The sequence below is a fragment of the Nocardia sp. NBC_01503 genome, from assembly GCF_036327755.1.
GTDB lineage: Bacteria > Actinomycetota > Actinomycetes > Mycobacteriales > Mycobacteriaceae > Nocardia.
In genome coordinates this window covers 3,927,864-3,948,797 of record NZ_CP109596.1, presented here as the reverse complement: position 1 = coordinate 3,948,797, position 20,934 = coordinate 3,927,864, and the positions used below count along the sequence as shown (strand labels likewise).

Below are 20,934 nucleotides of genomic sequence, written 5' to 3'. Positions count from 1 at the left end.
CGGCGCGCATCCGCCGATTACCCGTGCCGGGCACGTCACAAACGTCGCAGCGCGAAGAACGAAATGAGGCGAACACCTGCTGTGAGCAGCTCAACAGACCAGTTCGGACAGAACCAGTGGCTTGTCGACGAGATGTATCAGAAGTACAAGCAAGACCCGTCGTCGGTCGATGAGAGCTGGCACGAGTTCCTCGCCGATTACACGCCGGAAACCTCCGGCGAGACCGGCAACAGCGGCCGACCGGCTACCCCGGCCGCCGCGGCTCCTGTCCCCGCGGCCCCTGTCGCCCCCGCGGCCCCCGCCGCGCCGGCGGTGACGCCGTCCTCGAACAGCACGCCGACCTCCGTCGCGAACAACGCGCAGGCCGCCAAGCCCGCGTCCGCGGCGCTCGCGAACGGCGCAACGGCCGCCCCCGCGCAGGTTCGCGCACCGCAGACCACTCCGGCTCCGACCTCCAACGCCGCCCCCACCACGGGCGCGCCGAAGGCCGCGACCACCGACGAGGCCAAGATTCTGCGCGGCGCCGCCGCCGCGATCGTCAAGAACATGTCGGCGTCGCTGACCATTCCGACGGCCACCAGCGTGCGGGCCATCCCCGCCAAGCTGATGATCGACAACCGGCTGGTCATCAACAACCATCTCGCGCGTACCCGCGGTGGCAAGATCTCCTTCACCCACCTGCTGGGTTACGCGATCGTGCAGGGCATCAAGTCCTTCCCGAATATGAACCGGCACTTCGCGGAAGTGGACGGCAAGCCGAACGCGGTCACCCCGGCGCACACCAATCTGGGTCTGGCCATCGACCTGCCCGGTAAGGACGGCAACCGCACGCTGGCCGTCGCCGCCATCAAGAACACCGAGGACATGACCTTCGCGCAGTTCCACGCTGCGTACGAGGACATCGTGCGCCGGGCGCGCGCCGGCAAGCTGACCGGCGAAGACATGTCCGGTGTCACCATCTCGCTGACCAACCCGGGCACCATCGGCACCAATCACTCGGTGCCGCGACTGATGCCGGGTCAGGGCGCGATTATCGGCGCGGGCGCCATGGAGTACCCGGCCGAGTTCCAGGGCATGGCCGATGAGCAGCTGGCCGATATCGGCATCGGCAAGCTCATGACGCTGACCTCGACCTACGATCACCGCATCATTCAGGGCGCGGAGTCCGGCGACTTCCTGCGGACCGTGCACAACCTGCTGATCTCGGACGAGTTCTACGACGAGATCTTCCACGGCATGGGTGTCCCCTACGAGCCGGTGCGCTGGCGCAAGGACATCAAGGAACGCGGTATCGACAAGTCGACCCGCGTCCAGGAGATGATCACCGCGTACCGCAACCGCGGTCACCTCATGGCCGATACCGATCCACTGCGGTTGGTGCACGACAAGTTCCGCTCGCATCCGGACCTGGATGTCACCCAGCACGGCCTGACCCTGTGGGATCTGGATCGCGAATTCAATGTCGCGGGCTTCCACGGCCAGGAGCGCATGAAGCTGCGCGATGTGCTGTCCATCCTGCGCGATGCCTACTGCCGCCACGTGGGTGTCGAGTACACGCACATCCTGGATCCCGAACAGCTGCACTGGATTCAGGAACGCGTCGAGCAGAAGCATGAGAAGCCTTCTGTCGCCGAGCAGAAGTACATCATGTCCCGGCTCAATGCCGCCGAGGCGTTCGAAACCTTCCTGGCCACCAAATACGTTGGCCAGAAGCGCTTCTCGCTCGAGGGCGCCGAGTCCGTCATTCCGATGATGGACGGAGTCATCGACCAGTGCGCCGAGTACGCGCTCGACGAGGTCGTCATCGGTATGCCGCACCGCGGCCGCCTGAACGTGCTCGCGAACATCGTCGGCAAGCCCTACTCGAAGATCTTCACCGAGTTCGAGGGCAATATGAACCCGGCCGCCACGCACGGCTCGGGCGATGTGAAGTACCACCTGGGCGCGCGCGGCACCTACATCCAGATGTTCGGTGACAACGACATCGAGGTCTCGCTGACGGCCAACCCGTCGCACCTCGAGGCCGTCGACCCGGTGCTGGAGGGTCTGGTTCGCGCCAAGCAGGATCTGCTCACCAAGGAAGACCTGGTCACCAAGGGTGAAGAGGCGCGCAGCTTCTCCGTCGTGCCGCTCATGCTGCACGGTGACGCGGCGTTCGCGGGTCAGGGCGTGGTCGCCGAGACCCTGAACCTCTCGGGTCTGCGCGGCTACCGCACCGGTGGCACCGTGCACATCGTGGTGAACAACCAGATCGGCTTCACCACCGCGCCGGAGTACTCGCGTTCCACCGAATACTCCACCGATATCGCGAAGTTCATCGGTGCGCCGGTGTTCCACGTGAACGGCGATGACCCGGAAGCCTGTGTGTGGGTTGCGAAGCTGGCCGTCGACTACCGCCAGCGGTTCAACCGCGACGTGGTCATCGATATGATCTGCTACCGCCGTCGCGGCCACAACGAGGGCGACGACCCGTCGATGACGCAGCCGAATATGTACGACGCGATCGACACCAAGCGTTCGGTGCGTAAGGCGTACACCGAAAGCCTCATCGGCCGTGGCGATATCTCCATGAAGGAAGCCGAAGACGCCCTGCGCGATTACCAGGGGCAGCTGGAGCGGATCTTCAACGAGGTGCGCGAGCTGGAGAAGTACGTTCCGGAGCCGTCCCCGTCGGTCGAGGACGAGCAGAAGATGCCGACCACCCTGGTCACCGCGGTCGACAAGACCGTGCTGCAGCGCATCGGCGACTCGTTCGTGAACGTGCCCGAGGGCTTCAATGTGCATCCGCGCGTCAAGCCGGTCATGGAGAAGCGCCGCGAGATGGCGTACGAGGGCAAGATCGACTGGGCCATGGGCGAATTGCTCGCCTTCGGCACCCTGGTCGACGAGGGCAAGGCCGTCCGTCTGACCGGTCAGGATTCCCGTCGTGGCACCTTCTCGCAGCGGCACTCGGTGATCATCGACCGTAAGACCGGTGGCGAGTACACCCCGCTGCACAACATCGGGTCGAAGAATCCGGGTTGGTTCGCGGTGCACGATTCGGCGCTGTCCGAATACGCCGCCGTCGGTTTCGAATACGGTTACTCGCTCGGCAACACCGACGCACTGGTGTTGTGGGAGGCGCAGTTCGGTGACTTCGTCAACGGCGCGCAGACCATCATCGACGAGTTCATCTCCTCCGGTGAGGCCAAGTGGGGCCAGCTCTCCGAGGTCGTGCTGCTGCTGCCGCACGGTCACGAGGGTCAGGGTCCGGACCACACCTCCGGTCGTATCGAGCGCTTCCTGCAGCTGTGCGCCGAGGGTTCGATGACGGTGGCGGTTCCCTCCACCCCGTCGAACTACTTCCACCTGCTGCGCCGGCACGCTCTCGACGGCATCCGCCGTCCGCTGGTGGTCTTCACCCCGAAGTCCATGCTGCGCAACAAGGCCGTGGTCTCCGAGGTCGAGGACTTCACCGACAACAAGTTCCGTTCGGTGCTCGAGGAGCCCACCTACGAGAGCGGCGACGGTGATCGTTCGAAGGTCAAGCGCGTACTGCTGACCTCCGGCAAGATCTACTACGAGCTGGTCGCGGAGAAGAACAAGAACAAGCGTGACGATGTGGCCATCGTGCGCGTGGAGCAGCTGTACCCGATTCCGAAGTTCCGCCTGAACGAGGCGCTGGAGGGTTACCCCAACGCCACCGATCTGGTGTGGGTGCAGGAGGAGCCGGCCAACCAGGGTGCGTGGCCGTTCTTCGGCCTCAACCTGCCGGAGATCCTGCCCGCCCGCTTCGCCAAGCTGCGCCGCATCTCGCGCCGCGCCATGTCGGCCCCGTCCTCGGGTTCGTCGAAGGTGCACGCGGTGGAGCAGGCCGAGATCATCGGCGAGGCGTTCGCGCCGACCGTCTAGGTCAACCGATTCACGGCTCCGGGCCGGATTCCCGCACGGGAGTCCGGCCCGGCGTCGTTTGTCCCCTTGCTGGCGTATCGAGTCCCGTCCGCGTGAATCCGCCGCTCCTAGAGTCGAATTCATGAGATCGATAAGTACCGGGATTCAGATCGACGCCCCGCCCGACCAGGTATGGAAGGTGTTCAGCGACTTCGCGGCGTATGGAGAGTGGAACCCCTTCATCCGCGAGGCACGGGGCACGCTCGCCGTCGGCTCCCGCCTGAATCTGCGCCTGTATCCGGTGAGCGGGCGGCCGATGACCTTCAAACCCGTTGTGCTGGTGGCCGAGCCGGAGCGGGCGGTCACCTGGAAGGGCATCGTGCTGGTGCCCGGCCTCTTCGACGGCACCCACAAGTTCACGATGCGAGCTCGGGACGGCGGAACCTATTTCACGCAGGCCGAGGATTTCAGCGGACTGCTCACCCCCTTTCTGGGCAGCACCATCAGCGGCACCGTGCAGAGTTTCGAACTGCTGAACGCGGCCTTGAAGAAGCGAGTGGAACAGTGACCACAATCCAGCCTTCGATCAATACCACCGTCCTGAAGAGCCTGTTGCACAACGGAATCGTGCATCGGGCGCTAGCACTGGCGGTGGCGACCATCCTCTTGATCGCCATCCACCACCCGACCTGGGTGCCGTACGCGGTGAGCCTGTACGCCATCTGGAATGCCGCCGCGGTCACCTTGAACGCGGTGAAGGCGGCGGCCGCGAACGCGCGGTGACGCCCGGTTCAGGCGGCGCGCCGGAAGGCGTCCGGGGTCTGCCCGGTCCAGCGCTGGAAGGCGCGCCGCAGGGTGCGGTGGTCGGTGTAGCCGAGCCGCCCCGCAATCGATTGCAGCGACAGTTGGGTGTCGCGCAGCAAGCGGGTGGCGTGGTCGAATCGCACCGCCTCCAACTCTTCTCGCCAGGTGGTGTCGTGTTCGGCGAGGCGGCGCTGCAGGGTGCGCGGGCTCATGGCCAGCCGGTGCGCGACCTCCTCGAGCGAGGTGCCGCGCCCGTGACTGTCGGCCAGGGCCTCACCGATCGCGGTGCGGAAGGTGTCCTGCCAATTCGGCGCGGGTCGTGCGCTGTCGATGATCGAGCGCGCGTACATGCGCATGACGCGCTGTAGCTCGGGATCGAAAGGTCTTGCGGCAGGCTCGGATTCGGGATCGAGGAAGGTGATCCGATTCCCGCTCTGCCCGAAATGGATATTGCCGGTGCCGAACACCTCGCTGAGATGGTCGTGCCGAGCCGGTGCCGCATGCGCGAAATCCACTCGCACCGGCCGTAATCCGTCGCCGCGCGCATCCCGCGCCCGCCGCAGGATGAGCCCGAGCGCGTACTCGTTGATGGTCCTGTCGATCTCGGTACCGGTCTTCAGATTGTCATGCTCGACGGTGAGCCGCGCCCCGTCCTCCACCACGGAAATCCGCGCGAGTGGGTCGCAGATGGCGCTCAAATACTCCCCGGCATCCGCGAAACCCGCTGCGAGCGTAGGCGCTCCGCTGGCGAGATAGTCCCATACGTGCAGCCGCCCCCGGTCGGCCGCCGCAATGGCCCGCGCTCCCCCACCGACCGGATCCGCCGCGTGAATCAACTCCCACACCCGCAGCAGCGACGAAGTGGGAAATCGCGTCAGATCATCGTCCAGGGCCGGTCCCCGCACCCCGTCGATGAATGCCAGCTCATGCTCGGGCACTCCCGATTGCTCCGCGACCCCCAACAACAACCGCATCACATGCGAGGCCACAGAATCCCTAACCACCGCGTCAGCCTACCGAGCGGTCTGCTGCCCGTCTGCCCCTGAAACCTCCGGCGGGCCAGGGGTTCCGGTCCGGCTGGACGCGAACTTGCCCCCGCATGCTCCACGTCGTATATTCCACGTGGAATATTTGGAGCGGAGGAGGCCGATATGGCGGGCAAGCAGGCGAGTGTGGCGCTGACGCCTTTGGCGATCGCGGTGCTCGCGCTGCTGGAGGAGAAGCCGATGCATCCGTACGAGATGTATCAACTCCTGATGACCCGGCACGAGGACGAGCTGGTGAAGATCAAACCCGGCTCGCTCTATCACACGGTGGCGCGGCTGGCGGAGCAGGAACTGGTGGTGGCCGAGGGCACCGATCGGGCCGGTAATCGCCCGGAACGGACAACCTATCGGATCAATCCGGCGGGCCGGGACAACCTGCGCGCGCGCATCACGGAAATCCTCCGCACTCCGATCAAGGAGTACCCGATTTTTCCGCTCGCCATGGCCGAGGCGCACAATTTGCCGGTGCACGATGTGATCGCACTACTGCGGGAACGCGTCACCTGGGTGGACGGCCGAGTCGCCGAGTTCGAGGCGCTGCAGGACTGGGTCCGTTCCCGCCGGGTACCGCGGCGGTACTGGATGGTCATCGAATTCCTGCACGCCTCGAATGTCACCGAGGCCGGTTGGCTGCGGCGGGTGATCGCCGAACTCGAATCCGGCGAACTGCCGTGGTCCGATTTCGATCCGGTGACCGGCGAGCGCATCCCGGGCTGCGATGACGACGACGACCGGCTCGGCGCGGACTGGGGCGCGGGCCTGAGCCAGGCGGACCTGGCTGCCGTCCGAAAGGGCGTGGTCCCCTGACAAACCGCGAAAACCAGTCCCTTACACAGACTTTCATTCTCTAGATAGGAACCCCATGTCCACTCAACGCAATCCGTGGCTGGCGCTATACGCGCTGGTCGTCGGGTTCTTCATGATCCTGCTGGACATGACCATCGTCGCGGTGGCCAATCCGGCGATCAAGGAGGACCTGAACGCCGATATCAACAAGGTCATCTGGGTGACCTCGGCCTATCTGCTCGCCTATGCGGTGCCACTGCTGGTGACCGGGCGGCTCGGAGATCGCTTCGGCCCCAAGAACATCTATCTGATCGGCCTGACGGTCTTCACCCTCGCCTCGCTGTGGTGCGCCATGTCGACGAGTATCGAGATGCTCATCGCGGCCCGCGCGGTGCAGGGCCTGGGCGCGGCGCTCATGACGCCGCAGACCATGGCCGTCATCACCCGCACCTTCCCGCCGGACAAGCGCGGCGCGGCCATGGGCCTGTGGGGCGGCGTCGCCGGTCTGGCCACCCTGGTCGGCCCGATCCTGGGCGGTGCGCTGGTGGATTGGCAGGGCTGGCAGTGGATCTTCTACGTGAACGTGCCGATCGGCATCGTGGCGTTCGCGTTGGCGGTCTGGCTGGTGCCCTCGCTGGAAACCCATGAGCACAAGTTCGACTTCGTCGGGGTGGCGCTTTCGGGCATAGGCATGTTCCTGCTGGTCTTCGGCATCCAGGAGGGCGGTACCCGCGACTGGGACGCACTGACCTGGCTGATGATCGGCGGCGGTCTGGTGGTATTCGCGCTGTTCGTGGTGAATCAGGCCCGCAATACCGGTGAGCCGCTGGTACCGATGAGTCTGTTCAAGGACCGCAATTTCTCGCTCTCCAGTCTGGCGATCGCCACTATGGGTGCCGCGGTAACCAGCCTCTTCGTGCCGTTCTATTTCTTCCTGCAACAGGTGCATGGCATGTCGCCGACCAAGTCGGCGCTCGTCCTGGCTCCGATGGCCATCGTGACCGGTGTGTTCGCTCCGATCATCGGCAAGATCTCGGATCGGATGCCGCCCCGCATCCTGCCGACCATCGGATTCGCCGTCTTCGCGGCAACGGTCTTCGGATTCGCGGCACTGATGAAGCCGGACACCTCGATTCCGCTGTTCCTGGTTCTCGGCGGTGTCGCGGGTATAGCCAACGCCTGCATTTGGGCGCCACTGGCCACCACTGCCACCCATAACCTGCCGGTTCAGCAGGCGGGTGCGGGTGCGGGTGTGTACAACACGACCAGGCAGGTCGGTTCGGTGCTCGGTTCGGCCGCTGTCGCCGCGCTGCTCTCCTCGCGGCTGGCGGCGCAGCAGCTGGGCGGTGGCCCGATGATGGAGGGCGGTGGCAGCTCGGCGAAGATTCCGGCGCCGGTGCTGGAGAAGATCAGCACCGCGCTCGCCCAGTCCACGATCCTGCCGGGCTGCATTCTGCTGATCGGCGTGGTGGCGTCCGCGCTGTTCGTCGGACACGGCAAATCCGAGGACAAGGCTCCGTCCCCCGAGAAGGCGGATATCGCGGGCTAGACGCTCGCGCCGTGAGCGGGCCCTCTTCACCGATTGCGAAGGGGGCCCGCTTGTTTCAGCTCAGTAGACGAGTCCGTACAGCCGCGGCCAGTCGATGCGGATCTCGATCGGCATATCTATCAGGGTTTCGCCGCAGGTGGGCGTGAGGCGGCGGTGCGGCCGATAGTGGCCGAGCACCAGCACATGGGTCTGGATAGTGGTCACATGGTCATGGTTCAGGTAAACCAGCCAGTACCAGGGGATTCCGGCCTGCGCGTACTCCGCCTGCTTATCGGTGGTGTCGATGCGCTCGGTCAGCGGTGACACCACCTCGACCGCGATCTTCACGCGGGCCGCGGGTAGTGGACCCGAACCCGTTGGAGCACAGGTGAACAGCGCGATATCGGGCCGCCGCAGCGTCAATCGCGGCAGTTCCCAGAGCAGTACGTCCTGCTCGACGGCGGCGTACAGCGGTCCGTCGCTGTAGCGCGCCATATGCGATTCGGCGCCGGCCTCGAGCATGGCTCCGATGCGGCGCGCGGCATTGTGATGCCGGTGCGAGGCCGGATCCGCCCGCACCACATCGCCGTTCACCACTTCGACCAGACGGCAGAAGTCGCGCGGCAACTGCTTCCAGACATCGAGGGTGATCGGTTCGGGCTGCAGGTTCTCCGCCCGCGCCCATTCCAGCACTCCGGTCATGCACGCTCCTTGATTGGGCGTCAACGGCCGGGCCGATCGTAATGCGCGGGCGCGGGCAAAACGGCCGTTCGGCATTTTCGCCACTCCGAATAGCCCGGCAATTGCGGTGATTCAGCCGATTCGTACGAATCTCGAGGCGTATCCGGTCGCACCGTCGGGTACCTCGCCCGCGATATCAGCGGTCTGCACCACGCCGTCGCCGTCGGTGCTGCGCGCCCAGAGGGTGTGCGGCCCGGAGGTGGCTTCCCAGTCGAAGGCCCATTGGCGCCAGGTGTCGATCGACGGTTCGGCGGCGAGCCGCGCGGGCTGCCAGTCGCCGTTGTCCACGCGCACCTCAACGGCGCGAATGCCGCGATGCTGGGCCCAGGCGACGCCCGCCACGGTGATCCGGCCCGCCGCGAGTTTGCCGCTGCCGGGTGTGTCGATGCGGGTTCCGGTCTTGATCGGCCCGCGCTCGGACCACCCACGCCGGGTCCAATACGCCTGTGCGCGATCGAATCTGGTGATCTCCAACTCGGTCACCCATTTGGTCGCCGAAACGTAGCCGTAGAGTCCCGGCACCACCAGTCGCGCCGGGTAACCGTGCGCGGTGGGCAGCGGTTCACCGTTCATACCGACCGCGAGCATGGCATCACGACCGTCGGTGAGCGCCGCGAGGGGACTGCCCGCGGTGAAACCGTCGATACTGCGGGACAACACCATATCGGCGTCCGGATGCGGTCCGGCCTCGGCGAGCAGTTCGTCGAGGCGGTACCCGAGCCAGCTGGCATTGCCGATGAGATCGCCGCCGACCGGATTGGAGACGCAGGTGAGCGTCACCAGCTTCTCGACGGCCCGGCGGGAGCCGAGATCGGCGTAGTTGATCCGGATTTCGCGATCCACCATGCCGTGAATGCGCAGTGACCAGTCGTCCTTGCTGACCTGCGGAACGGTCAAAGCCGTGTCTATGCGGTAGAAGTCGTTGTTCGGCGTGAGATAGGAAGACAGACCCGGGATTCGGAGATCGGCGGCGGGATCCACCTCGACCTTCGGCCCGGCGGGCGGCGGTAGTCGCACCTCCGCGCGCTCCCCCGAGACATCGTGCCGCCGCGCCCCCAGCACGCGCCCCACGACTCCGGCGGCAGCACCGGAGGCCACGGCGATACCGATACCGCGCATGACGAGTCGCCGCTCCAGCGCGATATCCGAAATCGACGCCGCGGCAGCACTTTCCGTACCGGCTTCGGTCTCGGCGACCGCGGCGCTCGCCGCGTCGAAATCGGCGATACGGCGAATCAGTGTGCGCAGCACCATGATTCCCGCCCAGGCGCCGATCAGTGACGGCAGCGCCCAGGTCCAGGAGGCATGCGGCCGGGACACCGCGGCGATCAGGGCGACCAGTCCGAACACCGCGAAGAGCGCCGAACCGATCGGGCGGCGCACCCGCTCCACGAGCCCGGCCACCCCGGCGACGATCAGCGCCACCACGCCCATCGAAACGAACAGCACCAGTTTGTCTTTGGTGCCGAATCGCTGAATCACCCACTCGCGCACCCCGTCCGGGGTGTGATCGACAATCGTCGATCCGATCGCCTGCAGGGGTGTGCTGTCCGCGCTGATGAGCACCGCGACCAACTCGGCGACCCCGAGGGTCACCGCGGCGGCGGCGATACCACCGACTATTCGAAGTTCACGACCGGCCACGGATCCGACCCTACTGCCGGATTCGGCCCGTGCACCGGTGCGAACAATGACATTCCGGTGACGCCGGGTTCCTTATGACCCGCTCCGGACGGAAGCGGGTCACGGTAACGGAATGGGGATTCAGCGCGGGGTGTAGCTGATCATCCACGGCACCGAGAATTTATCGGTGACCATGGCGAACGCCTCGGCCCATTCGGTCTTGCCGAGCGGCATGGAGACCTGGCCACCGGCGGAGAATTCGTGGTAGACGCGCTCGGCCTCGACCGCCGAGTCCACCGCGAGATTCACCATTTGGGCCCGGTTCTGGGAATCGACCGGCTGTGCCGGTGAATCCATTCCGGAGAGTTCGCTCCCGGCGACAGGCAGCGATGCGTACGCGATCCAGTTCTTGACCTGTTCGGGTACGTTCTCGCTGCCCTGCATCTCCCCGAAGCGGGACAGCCGCAGTTCACCTCCGAAGACGGACTGATAGAAGGTGAACGCCTCTTCGGCGTTGCCGTTGAATACGAGACACGGGTTCACGGATGGCACGTCTGCCTCCTCGATCGACTTTCCCTGTGGATGGACGATCCGCCATCCACAGGGTAGGACTTCCCCGCATCGCCGAAATCATCGGCGTTCGGTCGAACTAGGAGTAGATCGCGTCCACGTCCGCCGCGTACTGCTTCATGACCACATTGCGCTTGAGCGAGAGCTTCGGGGTGAGCTCGCCGCCCTCCTGGGTCCAGTCGACCGGCAGGATGCGAATCTTCTTGATGGCCTCGGCATGTGACACCAGCTTGTTGGTGGCGGCCACGGCCTCGTTGATCTCCGCGACCAGGGCCGGGTTCTCGATCAGGTGCTCGATGGTGGTCTCGGGCGGAATGTTGTTGCGCTCGCGCCACTTCGGCAGCGTCTCCTGATCGAGGGTGATGAGCGCGCCGATGAACGGCTGTCCGTCACCGACCACCATGACCTGGCTGATCAGCGGGGCCTGGCGCAGCGAATCCTCGAGCATGGCCGGGGAGACGTTCTTACCGCCCGCGGTGACCAGGATTTCCTTCTTGCGGCCGACGATGGAGATGAAGCCCTGCTCGTCGATGGCGCCGAGGTCACCGGTCTTGAACCAGCCGTCGGCGTCGAACGCGTCGGCGGAGGCTTCCGGATTGTTCCAGTAGCCGCCGAACACCACGGGTCCGCGAATGAGCAGTTCGCCGTCGTCGGCGACCTTGGCACCGTGGCCCGGCAGCGGCTGACCGACCGAGCCGACCTTGATGTGCTTGGGGGTGTTGACGCTGACGGCCGCGGTGGATTCGGTCAGACCGTAGCCCTCGTAGATGGTGACGCCCGCGCCGCGGAAGTAGTGGCCCAGTCGCGCGCCGAGCGGTCCGCCGCCGGAGACCGCGGAGGAGCACTGCCCGCCCATGGCTTCGCGCAGCTTGCTGAAGACCAGCTTGTCCAGCACGGTGTGCTTGAGCTTGAGGACCAGGCCGGGGCCACCGTTCTGCAGCGATTCGCTGTATTCGATGGCCACCTCGGTGGCGTAGTCGAAGATCTTGCCCTTACCGCCGTCGTGCGCCTTCTGCTTGGCGCCGTTGAACACCTTCTCGAAGACGCGCGGTACCGAGAGGATGAAGTTCGGCTTGTACTCGCCGAACTGCTCGACCAGCGTGGACCAGTCCGAGGTGTGCGCGACGGTGACGCCGGCGTCGAACGCGGCGAGCGCGACCGCGCGCGCGAAGACGTGCGCCAGCGGCAGGAACAGCAGCGATTTGCGGCCGGGCCGGAGGAATTCGCTCATGGCGGAGCGGTCCGCGGCCGATTCGGCGTAGAGGTTGGAGTGCGAGAGCATGACGCCCTTGGGCTTACCGGTGGTGCCCGAGGTGTAGATGAGGGTCGCGGGCGAGGCGGCCTTCACCTGGGCGCGGCGCTCGTGCACGACACTGTCGTCCAGCTCCGCGCCGCGCTTGGTCAGCTCTGCGACGGCACCGCTCTCGATCTGCAGCACCTCACGCAGATCACCCAGTCCGCCTTCGATTTCGGCGATCGTGGCGCGCTGCTTCTCGTTCTGCACGACGATCGCCTTGGTGGCGGAGTCGGACAGGATCCAGCGGATCTGCTCGGCCGAGGAGCTGTCGAAGATGGCGACGGTACAGCCGCCGGCGGCCCAGATGGCGAAGTCCAGCACGACCCACTCGTAGGAGGTGGCGGCCATGATGGCGACCCGGTCTCCGAGTTCGATTCCCGAGGCGACCAGACCCTTGGCCACCTCGGTCACGGTCTTCGCGAACTCGGCCGCCGTGACGTCGTTCCAGCCGCCCTTACCATCCGGAGTATTGAAGACGACCAGGTCAGGGGTCTTCTCCGCATGCCGGAACGCACCGTCCGACATATTGGCGTTCTCGGGGATGGTGTAGGTAGCCGGGACTTCGAACTCTCGCATCGCTGCCCTTCCACAGTGGGTTTACTCGCGGGTAATTTACGCCACGCTTACATGTCACACCCGGCAGCCCGCCCGAACAGGTTCTCATCGCCTGTCCGACCGGGCTTCACAAACCGTGCTGCCCCTATCCTATGGATCGGGTTTGCGCAGGTCGAAGGGCTTGCCGCAAGAACTCTCCGAGTTCGCGGGTAATCGCCTCGGCCGGAGCCACCAGCGACGCCTGCAATTGGGATACGTGCCAGAGACCCTCGGTCTCGGTGAATCGGGTTTCCACACCGGCCGCCCGGAGCTTGTCGGTGAGCCGAATGCACTGGACATGCAGCAGCTCGCCCCTGTCCGCCTGCACATAGGTGGGCGGCAGCCCGTGCAGTTCGGCGAGCAAGGGCGCGTAGCCGACATCGAGTCCGTCGCCGTCGCCGAGATAGGCGGCGGCGCAGGCGCGCGACCACGGCTTGTTGATGACCAGATCGCGGGTGCGCTCCGGAATCTCATTGGGATCGGCCCACGGTGCGATCAGACCCAGCGCGGCCGGAGTCAGGCCGTGCTTGTCGCGCAGCCGGACGGCCAGTGCGAGCGCGAGCCCGCCACCGGCCGAATCACCGGCCACCGCAATGCGTTCGGGCTGATAGCCGAAGGCGATGAGCTCCAGGAACGCCGCCTCGGCATCGTCCAGTGCGGCCGGGAACGGATGCTCCGGAGCCAGCCGATAGTCCAGAACCTGCACGGGACAACCGGTTTCCCGCGCGAGGTACCCGGCCAGCGGGCGGTGGGTGGCGGGCGAACCGACCGTATAACCGCCACCGTGCAGGTACAGCACGGTGGCGCTGTCGGTCGCCGGGCCGAGCGTGACCCGCTCGGCCGGACGCCCACCGAGGCGGACCCGCTCGGCGTGCGTACCGCGCAGCGCGCCCTGCGCGGGTGCGCCCAGATCCATCAACGTGCGCTGCACCGTGAAGGGCAGGCGCTTGTTGAGCATGAGCCGGAACATCGGATGGAGCACCGCGCGCGCGACGGGCAGCGGCAGATTCAGCTGTGGCATATCCATTTTCCCTAGGGCAGGAAGCGCTTCTGCACGGTCGCGGCAATGCGCTGATAGTACGAACCGGTGCTGCGCACGAACAGGTCGAGCAGCTTGGCCTCCCAGCCGATCAGCACGCGGCCGTGACCGCGGGCCACGCCCTCGGTAATGGTCTGCGCGGCCATCTCGGGGGTGTGCATGGCCAGCTTCTTGTCGAAGAGGGTGGCCAGGTTCTGCTGGTTGAGCCCTTCGGAGACGGTGGCATTGCGGGCCACTGCTGTCTGGATGCCGCCGGGGTGCACACAGGTGACCTTGACGGGCTTACCGCTCATGATCATTTCCTGGCGCAGCGCCTCGGTGAAACCGCGCACCGCGAATTTGGCCGCGTTGTAGGCGCTCTGGCCGGGGACCGCGATCAGGCCGAAGAGGCTGGAGATGTTCACGACGTGACCCGAACCGGATTCGATCAGGTACGGCAGGAAAGCCTTGGTGCCGTTGACGACTCCGTAGAAGTCGACATCCATGATGCGGTCGATGTCCTTGAACGCGGTGTCCAGCACATCGCCGTGGTGCGCGATACCGGCATTGTTGTAGATCTGGTTGACCTTGCCGAAATGCTTGTTCACCTCGTCGGCGTAGAGCAGTACGGCTTCGCGCTCGGCCACGTTCAGGCGATCGGATTTGATCTGCACGCCGTACTTCTCGCACAGCCGCACGGTCTCGGCCAGGCCATCGGTGTCGATATCGGACAGCGCCAGCTTGGCGCCGCGGCGGGCCAGATTCAGCGCCAGCGCACGGCCGATGCCGGAGCCCGCGCCGGTGATGACGCAGACCTTGTCCCTGAAGTAAGCGTCGTTGCTCACGGTTACCACTTTCGGTTGTTCGGGCCCTACCGGGAATTACGCGGCGGGTCGGGCGGAGCTCGAGGTCTCGTACGCGGATACGTCGAATTTCTCGAGCAGACTGCGGAACCGGAAGGTGAAGTCCGGCCAGAGCGTGGTGTTGTTGCCGTGCTTGTCGAGATACCAGGAGGCGCAGCCGCCGGTATTCCAGACCGCGCCGGTCAGCTTGCGCTGTAGTTCGGCGTTGTACTCGTCCTGTACATCCTTGCGCACCTCGACGGTGCGCAGGCCGAGCCGGTCGACGGTGGCCACGGCATCGGCGATGTAGTTGATCTGCGATTCGATCATGTACACCATCGAGGTGTGGCCCAGGCCGACATTCGGGCCGAGCATGAAGAACATATTCGGGTAGTTGTGGATGGCCGAACCCTTGTAGCCCTGCTGGCCGATGGCGTCGAAGACCTCGGACAGCGTGCGGCCGTCGCGGCCCGAAATGGTTTCGTACGCCGGGGAATCGGTGACGTGGAAGCCGGTGGCCACGATGATGGCGTCCACTTCGCGCTCGACGCCGTCCTTGGTGACGACCGAGTTGCCGCGGATCTCCCGGATGCCGTCGGTCACCAGGTCGACATTGTCGCGGCCCAGTGCCGGGTAGTACTCGTTCGAGATGAGCATGCGCTTGCAGCCGATGCGGAAGTTCGGGGTGACCTTGGCGCGCAGCTCCGGATCCTTGACCTCGATGCGCAGCTTGGCGCGGGCCACGGTCTCCAGAATCTTCATGGCGGGCGGGAACTTGGCCAGGCCGACCACCTGGGTCTCCCGCGCGGCGTAGATGGCGGCGCGGGAGAGCGCCTGCACGCCCGGAATGTATTTGAAGGCGAGCTTCTCCGGCAGCAGGTACGGCCGGTCCGCGCGCGGCAGCAGCCAGGGCGCGGTGCGCTGGTACACGTCCAGGTGTGCGACCTGCTTGGCGATGCTGGGCACGATCTGGATGGCCGAGGCGCCGGTGCCGATGACAGCGACGCGCTTACCGGTCAGGTCGGCATTGTGATCCCAGCGCGCGGAGTGGAAGATCTCGCCCTGGAAGTCGTTGATGCCCTTGATATCCGGCAGGTTCGGCTCGCACAGCGCGCCGACGGCGGAGATCAGGATATCGGCGGTGAAGTCGCCCTGGCTGGTCTGGATCTCCCAGCGGGCGGCCGCGTCGTTCCACTGCGCACCGGTCATATCGCAGTTGAAGACGTGCTTATCGCGCACGTCGTACTTGGCGGCGACCGACTGAATGTAGCGCTGAATCTCCGGCTGCTTGGAGAACGAGCGCGACCACTCCGGGTTCAGCGCGAAGGAGTACGAGTACAGCTGCGAGGGCACATCGCAGGCCGCGCCCGGATAGGTGTTGTCGCGCCAGGTGCCGCCGACATCATTGCCGCGCTCGAGCACGAGATAGTCGTTGCGACCCTGTTGGCTCAACCGGATCGCCAGCCCGAGGCCGGAGAACCCGCTGCCGACGATGATGATGCGGGAATGCCGGGCGGGCCGGTTGTCGACAGCTTTGTCTGTAACCTTGCGACTCATGTATCCGAGCGTAAGGTCTTATTGAGTTCGAGTCAATAGTATTGACTCACGTTCAGTAAGATTGTGCAGTGACCGAAGGAGCCAGCGTGAGCAAGCCCGACGCCGGAGCCAAGCGCACCCGGCTCAGCCCCGACGAACGTCGCCAGCAGCTCATCACCCTAGGTGCCCGGATGCTGCGAGAACGCTCACTGGAGGACGTGTCGGTGAGTGAGATCGCCGAACAGGCGGGCATCTCCCGGGGCCTGCTCTTCCACTACTTCCCCACCATGGGGGACTTCCACCTGGCGATCATCGCGCACGCCAATGCCGAGCTGCTGGCCCGCACCACACCCAATCCCGAACTGCCACTGGCGGATATGCTGCGCGACTCGATCGAGCGCTACGTCGATTACGTCGAGGAGAATCGCACCCCGTATCTGGCGCTGCTGCGCGGCCCCGCCAGCGCCAGCCCCGAACTGGTCACCATGGTGAACGCCCACCGCCTCGCCCAGGTGCAGCGCATTCTCGCCGAAGCCCCCATCCCCGTGCAGGATTCGGATATGCCCCGGCTCACGCTGGCGGTCCGGGGCTGGATCGCCTTCGTGGAGGAGACCACGCTGATCTGGCTGCGCGAGGCCCCCATTCCACGCGCGGCGCTCGTCGATCTGCTGGTCGATTCACTGCCCGCGCTGACGCTCAACTCCACTCTCGCCGCCGCCCTGCGCGACTGACCCCGATATCCAACACCTCCGCCAGTGCGCGGTTATCCGTTGTGCGGCAGGCTGTTTCGGGCCAGTACCCGGTGACGGCCGCGACTATGAGCGCGGCGGCGAGCGGGGTGTGCGCGCGGGTCAGGGTGCGGTACAGCTGTTCGGCCGGGGTCCATCCGCACTCCTGCTCGGATATCGACATCGAGGTCCCTCCCGTGGGTCCGTGAAGCTGGAACCACGAGATTGCCATCGGTGGAATATGCTGTGCGCCTGAAAAATCCGGCGTCGGCGCAGATTTCGGTAAATCCTCATACCAGCCCGGCGTACTTGCGTAATCCTTCGAGATCACGCACCACGAGGTGCCGATTGCGCAGGCAGACCAGATCCGCCTCCTGCATGCGTTTCATGGCCAGCCCCACCGCGTCCTCCCCCGCGCCGATGAGATTGCCCAACTCCTCATAGGAGAGTCGCACGGTGATCTCCAGCCCGTATTCACCCGGGCGGCCGTAGGATTCGGCGAACTCCACCAGTAACCGCGCCAGACAGCGCCGCACCGGACAGCCACCGAAATCCAGCCGCCGCTGATCGGACCAGGCCAGCCGATCGGCCAGCGTCCGGCACAGTGCCTGCCATCCGTCCGGATGCTCCGCGAGAAACCCCAGGAACATATTCCCCGGAATACAGTGCACGATCGTCGCGGTGCACACGGTCGCGGTGGCCGACCGGACCGAATTCGGTGTCAGCGCGCCCAATTCCCCGATCACATCCCCGCTCACCCGAATCGCGAACAGCGTCCCGGTATCCGCGGTGATCTTCACGCAGGCCGAGACCGTGGTATCCCGCGATCGCAATACGTACACGATATTGCCGGGATCCCCCTGCCGCATGAGCATCGTCCCCGGTTTGCATTCGCGCTCATGCCCCAGCCCGAGCAACTCCCGCCGCGACCGCGGGCTCAACCGCGCCAGCAAAGTGTTCTCCGGCCACGGCCAACTCTCCAGTGTGCCCATCGAATCCAATCCGCCCTCGTTGGAATCGTCCCCGAACCTCAACGGTAGGCGAGCCACGCGGCGGCGCACCAGCACGGTGTGATCAGTTTTCGCGGGAGCGATGAATTCGTGCGGCGTGCGGCGTCAGGATTGGTGAGCGGTTGCCGCCGGGGTTGCCGCATGCCAGTTTTCGGGAGCGCTCATGAACACTCCGTTATTCGATATGAAGTCGGCCGCCGGTGCGCTGAACGCGGTGGTCGCCGGGGTCCGGGACGATCAGCTCGAATTGCCCACGCCCAGTCCGGAATGGACCGTGGCGATGTTGCTTGCCCATATTGTCGGGTTCACCGAGGCGTTTCGCGACGCCGCCACCAAAGCGGGTATCGGGAACTCACAGCCGCCCAGCGATGCGGATCTGGTGCTCGAGGATGGCTGGCGCGAGCGGATCGCCCTGCAACTCGAGGCGTTGGTCGCGGCGTGGCGGGAGCCGGAAGCCTGGGAGGGCGAGACCGAGGTGGGTGGAGTCCGGGGACCAGCGACACAGATGGCGGTCTTCGCCTTGGACGAGGTGGTGATTCACGGGTGGGATCTGGCCAGCGCCACCTCGCAGACCTACCAGCCCGGCGATGAGGATCTCGCGGTGCTGTGGGAGATGTTGCGGCACACGCCGGATGCGGGCACCCCGGGCCTGTTCGGACCCGCGGTTCCCACCGGAGCGCACAGCTCGCTCTTGGATCGGGTGCTCGGGCGGACCGGCCGCGACCCGCTGTGGACCGCCGGGTAGTACTGACGGCCAAGGCTTTCGACGCCTACAGCGCGTGGGCGTCCAGCCAGGTGCGGGCCAGGTCGGCCGGATCGGCGTGATTGTCGCGAAGCTGGCGCAGCATATCGGCGAGATCGGTGGTGGTGAGTTCGCCTGCCACATAGTTGAGTTTGCGGAGCTGGACATCCGTCAGTGCCGACTTGCGAACGATGGGCAGCACCATGGCGGCACGAAAAACATAGGCGGGGTCGGCCAGGGCGGTCAGGTCGGCTCCGCCATCCGACAGGTAGGCCACCGGCCCGGAGAGCACAGCGAGTTGGATTTCACCGGTGGACAAGGCTTTTCGCGCCTCCTCCGAGGTGGAGAACGGAACCGTGCGGGTAACGGCGCAACCGTAGACCGATCGCAGCGGGGCGATCACATCGCGCTCGGGATCCAGGGGCGCGTGCATGGGATCGAGGGCCGGACCCGTCGCGATACCAATGGTGAGGCCGGGGCAGAGCGGGGCCAGGTCTTTCAAGGAGGACGGCAGTTCGGTGGTGGCGGCGGCCACCACGGCGGGGCGCAGATCGGTGCCGTCGGCGGGGTCGCCCACCGTGAGCCCTTCCGGGAGAGCGCCGTTGAGGGCTTTGTTCACATCGTCGGGGGTGCGCGCCCGCGATGTGGAGTCCAGGGCGGTGAGCAGATCACCGGTCACATCGGCCACCGCTATCGCGGTATCGGCATCGAGGGCGGCGAGCTGCGCGGGCCGCGCGCCCAATCCGGCACGCACCGCCGTTCGCGCGCCGGTGCGTGCGAGTGCGCCCGCGTAGATCTCGGCGAGCAGCGTCGACTGCGTGGAATCGCCCGCGCCGATGGTGAGCGCGGGTGCGTCGTCGCTCCCGCACGCGAGGGTTGCCAGCGCGACCGTGACCGCCAGCGCGGTGGACAGCAGGGCTCGCCGGGGGGCGCGGGAATCTGTGCTGCCGAACATGCGCAACAGTCTGCCGCGCCGCGGCCGCGCACCCCGGATCGGGTGCCCCCGAGCGTGTCTCACCAGCGAATTGCGCGAGCGAATTGATTGCGGCGGGCACTCGTGCGCCGCGCAACACCCGCAAAACCAACCCGGTGTAGGCAACGTTCTCGGGGCAAACCGGGCAGTATGGACAATCAAGTCGGTTCTCCCGAAGCCACCGCGCGCCGGGAAACCCGCATGCCCCCGCTCGGAAGGACTACAGTGCATTCGCTCATCACCACGCGCGCCGACGGCAGGCGCACCGCCCGCACCGTACTACGCATCCTCGCCGCAGCGGTAGCGCTGGCGGCCGCCATGGCCGCCTCCGCATGCGGCGGTAATTCCGACAATCCACTCGGCGGTAAGAGCGACTGCGGTGGCGGCACCGACAGCCTCACCGTCGGCTCCGCCAACTTCCCCGAATCCGAGACCGTCGCCGATGTGTACGCGGAAGCACTGCGCGCCAACGGCTTCCAGATCACCACCAAACTCAATATCGGCAGCCGCGAGGCGTATGTGCCCGCGCTGCGACAGTGCGCCATCAGCCTGATCCCGGACTACACCGGCAACCTGCTCCAGTATCTGGACAAATCCGCCACCGCCACCTCCCCCGCCGATGTGAATGCCGCGCTCACCAAGGCGCTGGGGGATCAGCTCGGCATCGCCACCCCCGCGCCCGGTGAGGACTCCGACGCGGTCGTGGTCACCAAGGCCACCGCCGACAAGTGGAATCTGAAGACCATCGCCGATCTGGCCCCGCACTCGGCTGAGGTCAGCTTTGCCGCACCGGCCGAATTCGCCGAGCGCCCAGGCGGTCTGCCCGGTCTGAAGAAGGTCTACAACCTCGATATCGCGGCCGCCAAGTTCGTGCCCATCGCCGACGGCGGCGGCCCGGCCACCGTGCGCGCACTCACCGACGGCCAGGTGACCGCCGCCGATATCTTCACCACCTCGCCCGCCATCGCCGCCAATAACCTGGTGGCCCTGGCGGATCCGCAGCACAACTTCGCCGCGCAGAATGTGGTGCCGCTGTTCAATACCGCCAAGAAGAGCGACAAGCTGGTCGCCGTGCTCAACGCGGTCTCGGCGAAACTCACCACCGCCGAACTGATCTCACTCAATACCGCCGTCTCGGGCAGCGCCAAGACCGAACCCGCCGCCGCGGCGAAGGCGTGGGTGCAGGCGCAGGGGCTCGACAAGCAGATCGGCTAGGAGGGGAAATA

General features: G+C 65.9%; 19 protein-coding genes. 8 read left to right on the top strand and 11 right to left on the bottom strand.

Translation table 11 applies throughout. The features are described from left to right. Window positions 1–63 precede the first annotated feature (63 nt). From OHB26_RS17750 to OHB26_RS17740, 3 genes are all read left to right on the top strand, one after another. On the top strand, window positions 64–3,891 hold the full coding sequence (locus OHB26_RS17750; RefSeq protein ID WP_330185262.1) for a multifunctional oxoglutarate decarboxylase/oxoglutarate dehydrogenase thiamine pyrophosphate-binding subunit/dihydrolipoyllysine-residue succinyltransferase subunit: 3,828 nt from the start codon (window positions 64–66) through the stop codon (window positions 3,889–3,891). 121 nt (window positions 3,892–4,012) lie between these two features. After that, the gene (locus OHB26_RS17745) at window positions 4,013–4,438 is read left to right on the top strand and encodes an SRPBCC domain-containing protein (RefSeq protein WP_330185261.1); all 426 of its coding nucleotides are present in this window, start codon (window positions 4,013–4,015) and stop codon (window positions 4,436–4,438) included. Further along, on the top strand, window positions 4,435–4,653 hold the full coding sequence (locus OHB26_RS17740; RefSeq protein WP_330185260.1) for a hypothetical protein: 219 nt from the start codon (window positions 4,435–4,437) through the stop codon (window positions 4,651–4,653). Before OHB26_RS17745 ends, OHB26_RS17740 begins: the two co-directional genes overlap by 4 nt. A gap of 8 nt (window positions 4,654–4,661) precedes the next feature. On the opposite strand, the gene OHB26_RS17735 is transcribed toward OHB26_RS17740, so the two are convergent. After that, on the bottom strand, window positions 4,662–5,678 hold the full coding sequence (locus tag OHB26_RS17735; RefSeq protein ID WP_330185259.1) for a helix-turn-helix transcriptional regulator: 1,017 nt from the start codon (window positions 5,676–5,678) through the stop codon (window positions 4,662–4,664). Window positions 5,679–5,825: 147 nt separating this feature from the next. Here OHB26_RS17735 and OHB26_RS17730 point away from each other — a divergent pair, with 147 nt between their 5' ends. Both OHB26_RS17730 and OHB26_RS17725 read left to right on the top strand, forming a co-directional pair. Then, a complete protein-coding gene (locus OHB26_RS17730; protein ID WP_330185258.1) occupies window positions 5,826–6,527 on the top strand; it encodes a PadR family transcriptional regulator in 702 nt (233 codons plus the stop codon). 55 nt (window positions 6,528–6,582) lie between these two features. After that, window positions 6,583–8,055, top strand: coding sequence for a DHA2 family efflux MFS transporter permease subunit (locus tag OHB26_RS17725; protein WP_330185257.1), 1,473 nt, complete (start codon window positions 6,583–6,585; stop codon window positions 8,053–8,055). 60 nt (window positions 8,056–8,115) lie between these two features. Here the strand turns inward: OHB26_RS17725 and OHB26_RS17720 are convergent, their stop codons facing one another. The 7 genes from OHB26_RS17720 to OHB26_RS17690 form a co-directional block, all read right to left on the bottom strand. Then, a complete protein-coding gene (locus tag OHB26_RS17720; protein ID WP_330185256.1) occupies window positions 8,116–8,736 on the bottom strand; it encodes a Uma2 family endonuclease in 621 nt (206 codons plus the stop codon). 111 nt (window positions 8,737–8,847) lie between these two features. After that, window positions 8,848–10,419, bottom strand: a complete 1,572-nt coding sequence (locus tag OHB26_RS17715; protein WP_330185255.1) for a molybdopterin-dependent oxidoreductase — start codon at window positions 10,417–10,419, stop codon at window positions 8,848–8,850. A 120-nt stretch (window positions 10,420–10,539) separates the two neighbouring features. Then, complete coding sequence (locus tag OHB26_RS17710) at window positions 10,540–10,950, bottom strand: VOC family protein (protein WP_330185254.1); 411 nt, start codon at window positions 10,948–10,950, stop codon at window positions 10,540–10,542. Window positions 10,951–11,047: 97 nt separating this feature from the next. Then, a complete protein-coding gene (locus tag OHB26_RS17705) occupies window positions 11,048–12,841 on the bottom strand; it encodes an AMP-dependent synthetase/ligase (protein WP_330185253.1) in 1,794 nt (597 codons plus the stop codon). Window positions 12,842–12,965: 124 nt separating this feature from the next. After that, on the bottom strand, window positions 12,966–13,880 hold the full coding sequence (locus OHB26_RS17700) for an alpha/beta hydrolase (protein WP_330185252.1): 915 nt from the start codon (window positions 13,878–13,880) through the stop codon (window positions 12,966–12,968). An 11-nt stretch (window positions 13,881–13,891) separates the two neighbouring features. Beyond that, window positions 13,892–14,722, bottom strand: a complete 831-nt coding sequence (locus OHB26_RS17695; RefSeq protein WP_330185251.1) for an SDR family NAD(P)-dependent oxidoreductase — start codon at window positions 14,720–14,722, stop codon at window positions 13,892–13,894. 36 nt (window positions 14,723–14,758) lie between these two features. Continuing rightward, window positions 14,759–16,276, bottom strand: a complete 1,518-nt coding sequence (locus OHB26_RS17690) for a flavin-containing monooxygenase (protein WP_330185250.1) — start codon at window positions 16,274–16,276, stop codon at window positions 14,759–14,761. An 86-nt stretch (window positions 16,277–16,362) separates the two neighbouring features. Between OHB26_RS17690 and OHB26_RS17685 the strand changes: the two genes are divergently transcribed. Continuing rightward, window positions 16,363–16,986 carry a TetR/AcrR family transcriptional regulator gene (locus OHB26_RS17685; protein ID WP_330185249.1) on the top strand — a complete coding sequence of 208 codons (624 nt, stop codon included), beginning with the start codon at window positions 16,363–16,365 and terminating at the stop codon, window positions 16,984–16,986. On the opposite strand, the gene OHB26_RS17680 is transcribed toward OHB26_RS17685, so the two are convergent. Next, complete coding sequence (locus OHB26_RS17680; protein WP_330185248.1) at window positions 16,952–17,167, bottom strand: hypothetical protein; 216 nt, start codon at window positions 17,165–17,167, stop codon at window positions 16,952–16,954. The two genes, OHB26_RS17685 and OHB26_RS17680, sit on opposite strands and share 35 nt — an antisense overlap. A 106-nt stretch (window positions 17,168–17,273) precedes the next feature. Then, entirely contained in the window at window positions 17,274–17,975 is a 702-nt protein-coding gene (locus OHB26_RS17675) for a Crp/Fnr family transcriptional regulator (protein WP_330185247.1), read from the bottom strand. A 181-nt stretch (window positions 17,976–18,156) separates the two neighbouring features. Between OHB26_RS17675 and OHB26_RS17670 the strand changes: the two genes are divergently transcribed. Then, window positions 18,157–18,738 carry a TIGR03086 family metal-binding protein gene (locus OHB26_RS17670; protein WP_330185246.1) on the top strand — a complete coding sequence of 194 codons (582 nt, stop codon included), beginning with the start codon at window positions 18,157–18,159 and terminating at the stop codon, window positions 18,736–18,738. 25 nt (window positions 18,739–18,763) lie between these two features. Here OHB26_RS17670 and OHB26_RS17665 read toward each other — a convergent pair whose 3' ends face one another. Further along, window positions 18,764–19,690: a glycine betaine ABC transporter substrate-binding protein gene (locus OHB26_RS17665; protein ID WP_330185245.1), complete on the bottom strand. Its 927-nt coding sequence runs from the start codon at window positions 19,688–19,690 to the stop codon at window positions 18,764–18,766. Between the two features lie 336 nt (window positions 19,691–20,026). On the opposite strand from OHB26_RS17665, the gene OHB26_RS17660 reads away from it, so the two are divergent. Further along, a complete protein-coding gene (locus OHB26_RS17660; protein WP_330185683.1) occupies window positions 20,027–20,923 on the top strand; it encodes an ABC transporter substrate-binding protein in 897 nt (298 codons plus the stop codon). Window positions 20,924–20,934: the final 11 nt, after the last annotated feature.